General features: G+C 36.0%; 7 protein-coding genes. 6 read left to right on the plus strand and 1 reads right to left on the minus strand.

Annotation, left to right across the window (positions count from 1 at the left end; translation table 11 throughout):
• Nucleotides 1-71 precede the first annotated feature (71 nt).
• From WGMM_RS06180 to WGMM_RS06915, 6 genes are all read left to right on the plus strand, one after another.
• Nucleotides 72-272: a hypothetical protein gene (locus WGMM_RS06180; protein WP_038250681.1), complete on the plus strand. Its 201-nt coding sequence runs from the start codon at nucleotides 72-74 to the stop codon at nucleotides 270-272.
• A 92-nt stretch (nucleotides 273-364) separates the two neighbouring features.
• Nucleotides 365-1,531, plus strand: coding sequence for an aspartate kinase (locus tag WGMM_RS04480; RefSeq protein WP_038250691.1), 1,167 nt, complete (start codon nucleotides 365-367; stop codon nucleotides 1,529-1,531).
• Between the two features lie 91 nt (nucleotides 1,532-1,622).
• The gene (locus tag WGMM_RS05350) at nucleotides 1,623-1,826 is read left to right on the plus strand and encodes an IS5 family transposase (RefSeq protein WP_051599657.1); all 204 of its coding nucleotides are present in this window, start codon (nucleotides 1,623-1,625) and stop codon (nucleotides 1,824-1,826) included.
• Between the two features lie 33 nt (nucleotides 1,827-1,859).
• Nucleotides 1,860-1,988: a hypothetical protein gene (locus tag WGMM_RS07165; protein ID WP_275039489.1), complete on the plus strand. Its 129-nt coding sequence runs from the start codon at nucleotides 1,860-1,862 to the stop codon at nucleotides 1,986-1,988.
• A gap of 25 nt (nucleotides 1,989-2,013) precedes the next feature.
• Nucleotides 2,014-2,235, plus strand: coding sequence for a hypothetical protein (locus WGMM_RS04490; protein ID WP_038250684.1), 222 nt, complete (start codon nucleotides 2,014-2,016; stop codon nucleotides 2,233-2,235).
• A 163-nt stretch (nucleotides 2,236-2,398) separates the two neighbouring features.
• Nucleotides 2,399-2,611, plus strand: coding sequence for a hypothetical protein (locus WGMM_RS06915; protein WP_240991933.1), 213 nt, complete (start codon nucleotides 2,399-2,401; stop codon nucleotides 2,609-2,611).
• Between the two features lie 154 nt (nucleotides 2,612-2,765).
• On the opposite strand, the gene WGMM_RS04500 is transcribed toward WGMM_RS06915, so the two are convergent.
• A partial coding sequence (locus WGMM_RS04500) for an ATP-dependent helicase (protein ID WP_038250689.1) occupies nucleotides 2,766-4,658 on the minus strand: 1,893 nt, incomplete at its 5' end.

The raw sequence follows: 4,658 nt of genomic DNA on the forward strand, positions 1-4,658 counted from the left end.
ATTCGTCATTCCGCTACTAGTTAGCGGAATCTATACCGCGAATGAATCCATAGCTGTACGAACATTGTGATTTGAGAGCAATTTCCACAAGGGAGGATGTCATGCCAGCGCTTGGCACTGGAATTCAACCTTTATTATGCAGCCACTTGGTTGAAATTAAGTCTTCTGGATCCCAGTGTCTAGGCACTGGGATGACACCATTTGCTGTGCAATTTACCTTCAAAAATGAATGTTCGTACAGCTATGGAATGAATCGTGGTATGACGCGTTAGCTATAGCTTTGTCCTCCCTTTTCTAAATGGCTTGCAAGCTGCTATCTCTACAAAAACTATATTTTTCTTTAGAAGAGAGTTATATTGTAACTATGGACAAAATAATCATAAAAAAATTTGGTGAGACTTCGCTAACTGATTTAAACCGAGTTGCAAATTTGATAAAAACCGATATTGAGAAAGGTTGTAATGTAATCGTTGTTGTATCTGCTGTTGCAGGATTTACTGACCAAATGGTTTTTCAGGCTCGGCAAATCTCAAATTTAAGTTATAGACAAGAGTTATCAGAGTATGACGTTATGCTTTCAGCAGGAGAACAAATCTCTTGCGGTCTATTAGCTATCACTCTCCAATCGATCGGAGTTAATGCTAAATCGTGGCTTGCCTGGCAGTTACCAATTGTAACTGATGATTTTTATTCTGAGTCTAAAATAAAAACAATAAAGATTGAACGTGTGAAAAGATCTTTTGCTGAGGGTTATACTGCTGCGATCATTGCTGGTTTTCAGGGTATAAATGATGATAGAATCACTACTTTTGGAAGAGGAGGCTCTGATATATCAGCAGTTGCCTTCGCGGTAGCCTTTGGTGTTAGAACTTGCGAAATTTTTACTGATATTGATGGAATATATACAGCAGACCCGAAAATTGTTCCAAAGGCACGCAAGCTCAAATTTATCTCTTACGATGAAATGTTGGAAATGTCGTCATCTGGTGCTAAAATACTGCATAATCGTTCAGTACAACTTGCAATGAAACATAACATTAAAGTGCAAGTGCTATCCACTTTTAAGGAAGTAGAAGGCACCACAGTACTACACAAAAGGGATGTATTAGAGAGGTACTTAATTACTGGAATAACTTATAGCACTAATGAAGCTCTTGTAACTTTCACTAACCTTGCAAATAACTTGCGTACTTTAAGAGATATAGCAGGACCAAACGTTAAAATTGATATGATACATTTGTCAAGTTTTGTTATCTCCAAATTTGATATTGATTTAATGGAAAAGTTACTGAATAAGAATGAAAATTATGCTATAAACGATAATGTAGCTAAAATTTCAATAATTGGTATTGGTGTTATGTCTAACACTGAAGTGATGCACCGCACACTCAAGGTTTTAAGCGAAAAAAAGATAGATATACTTGCTATCACAACATCTGAAATCAAAATCAGTATAATTGTTCAAAAAGAATACCTTGTAGCTTTGGTCAAAGATTTACATACTGAGTATGAGCTTGATATGCAGCACTAGGATAGGCTTGACGTCCAGTTGTCTAAGAGTATGTCTTGAAAAGGAATGAGGAAAAAAATATGATAATGTAAGTAAAAAATAGGAGGGAAAATTGTATCCAAGTGATATAAGTGATAAGGAATGGGAAAGTTTGGAGCCATATGTTGCACAAGGAAAGATAGGGAGGCCAAGAAAGCACAATATTAGAACAATTATTAATGCAATAAGGTATATAATGAGAGGTGGTTGTCAATGGAGAATGCTGCCGAAAGATTTTCCTCCATGGAAGACGGTGTATGACTATTTTCTCAGGTGACGTAGTAATGGCAAATTGGAAAAAATACATAATATGCTAGTAAAAGAGGTAAGAAAAATGTTTGGTAAAAATGAAACACCTTCAGTAGGAATAATTGACAGTCAATCAGTAAAAACCACTCAAAAAGGGGATCCAGAGGATATGAAAAAAAATAAAGGGTAGAAAACGTGATATTGTTGTAGATACAGTGGGCTTAATTATTGCGGCTGATGTTCATAGTGCAAGTGTTCAAGATCGTGATGGTGCTCTAAATCTTTTCACTCAAGCTAAATACAAGGCTCCAACTTTACGTAAGTTTTTTGCTGAGCAAGGATACATAGCAAAAGCGCTGTTTATTGGAGACAGGATACGATTACCAAGAAAGCTGTTGATGTTACAGGATTTTTCGACAATCTGGACCACAATTTAGCACTGCAGGCTATCAAGAAGCACACAGACTGCAAATGGGTCATACTGTATGTTGAAAAGGTGGATGAAATCCCCTATTCAGCAAGCAGATGGCAGTAAGGTAGTTAGGGAAAAAAGGAGTTCCGCAAGGAGGTTCAATAAGCCCAATCATTTCAAACATATTTATACACCATGCATTTGATATATGGATGAAACAAAATCATCCAACAGTACCATTTGAAAGATATGTGGATGATGCGATAGTGCACTGCAGAACTAAAAGAAAGGCAGAATTTATGCGAGCAGCAATCGAAGAAAGATTGGCACAATGTAAGCTAAAATTGCAACCTGATACCAATGCCATTCCAAAACTCCATCATCATACTGCCTTAGTATAACCTTCTCACCTCTATTATCTATTTGTTTGTTATGTAATAGAAATTGGTATGAGATTGAAGAATTAAGTGTGAACGGTTACAGAATTTTTGCCAGGAGAAACATATAGTTGAAGTAATTCAGATTTGTAAGATATGTTTATCTGCAATTATAGCTTCAACAGTAGGCAATGTTGCTTTTAATTACCTCAACATTTTCTCTTGGCAATTCTTTAATGAACCGAGAAGTGCGCATCGGTTGCCACTGGTTGTTAATTTCCCTCCTATCTGCACATGAAATGATTAACCTTTCCTTTGCCCTGGTTATGCCAACATATGCAAGTCTTCTTTCTTCTTCTAAAGCTTTACCACTTTTGTCATCAAAAGATCTTTGATGAGGAAATAATCCCTCTTCCCAACCAGGTAGAAACACGCACGGGAATTCAAGTCCTTTGGCTGCATGAAGAGTCATAACATATACGGTGTCATCGTTATTCATATTATCCACTTCCATCACCAGACTTATATGCTCCAAGAAAGTTGTGGCATTATCGAAATTTTTTAAAGATGAGATGAGCTCTTTAACATTTTCTATTCGTGCTAAGCCTGTTACCTCCTCATTTTCAAGCATTTCAATATATCCTGATTGGTTTGCTACGATTTTAACGAATTCATGCAGTGGTTTTACGCTTACTATTTCTTCCCAAGCTTTAATTTTATTTAAAAAATCGTTGAGTGAGAGTTTAATTCTTTCGGTTACCTGATTACTATTAACTAATATTTTTGCTGCCTCAAAAAAAGAAATTTTGTTATCCTGAGCAGTCGTGTATATTTTCTTTAGAGTTGTAGCTCCTATGCTTCTTTTTGGCCGATTTACTATCCTTTCGAAAGCTAAGTCATCGTTATTGTTTGTAACAAGTCTTAAATATGCAATTATATCCCTGACTTCCTGACGTTCGTAGAATTTTACGCCACTTATAATCTTGTAGGGAATTGAATATTTTATAAAATACTCTTCGAGAACTCTAGTTTGAAAAGTGGCCCTTACCAGCACTGCAATGTCACTAAATCTGTATTTATTGAGTTTCAATATCTGTTCGCTTATGAACCTTGCTTCAGCTTTCCCATCCCATAATTTTATTAGATTTACCTTTTCCCCTTCAATGTTTGTTGTCCACAATTTTTTTTCTAAGCGAGTCTTATTGTGATTGATAACATATGACGCAGTTGCAAGTATGTGGGATGTTGACCTGTAGTTACACTCTAGTTTAACGGTTTTTGCATTTTTAAAATCATCAGAAAACTTCAAAATATTTTCAACTTCTGCACCACGCCAACTGTATATTGATTGATCGTCATCTCCTACACAGCAAATATTTGAGTGCTCTTTTGCAAGGTATTTTAGCCAAAGATATTGTATTGCATTTGTATCTTGATATTCATCTACCATGACATATTTAAACTTGTTTTGGTAATAGGACAGAACTTCGGCCTTTTGATTAAAGAGTTGTATGTTATATAGCAACAAGTCACCAAAATCGACAGAATTAAGGAATTTCAACCTTTCCTGATACTGGTGATAGACTTTGAGTGCAGTTACGTACACTGGCCTAAATGATTGAATATCTTCCACTTCAGATGGCAATAAGCACTTCTCTTTCCATTGCTGAATAATATTCATAATGGTCTTACATTTTTCTGATAGGTAATCAGGATTTATTTCATTGATAATATTTTTTATTACCTGTAATTGGTCATCCACACCAATGATTGTAAAATTGGGGTTTAAGCCCACAATTTCTGCGTGCAGGCGCAAGATTTTTGCTGCAATTGCATGGAAAGTGCCAAGCCATGGTATGTTTGTGCCCGTTAGCTCAAGTACCCTTAATACCATCTCATTTGCTGCTTTATTTGTGAATGTAACTGCTAATATCTCATCAGAATAAGCGTGACCGTTTCTAATTATGTGTGCTATTCTTGAAGTAATCGTTCTTGTTTTTCCCGTCCCGGCTCCTGCTAGTATCAAAACTGGTCCATCTATGTTAGTTACAGCTGATTGTTGTTCTGGATT

Origin of the sequence: Wolbachia endosymbiont of Glossina morsitans morsitans, from assembly GCF_000689175.1 — a bacterium.
Taxonomy (GTDB): domain Bacteria; phylum Pseudomonadota; class Alphaproteobacteria; order Rickettsiales; family Anaplasmataceae; genus Wolbachia; species Wolbachia pipientis.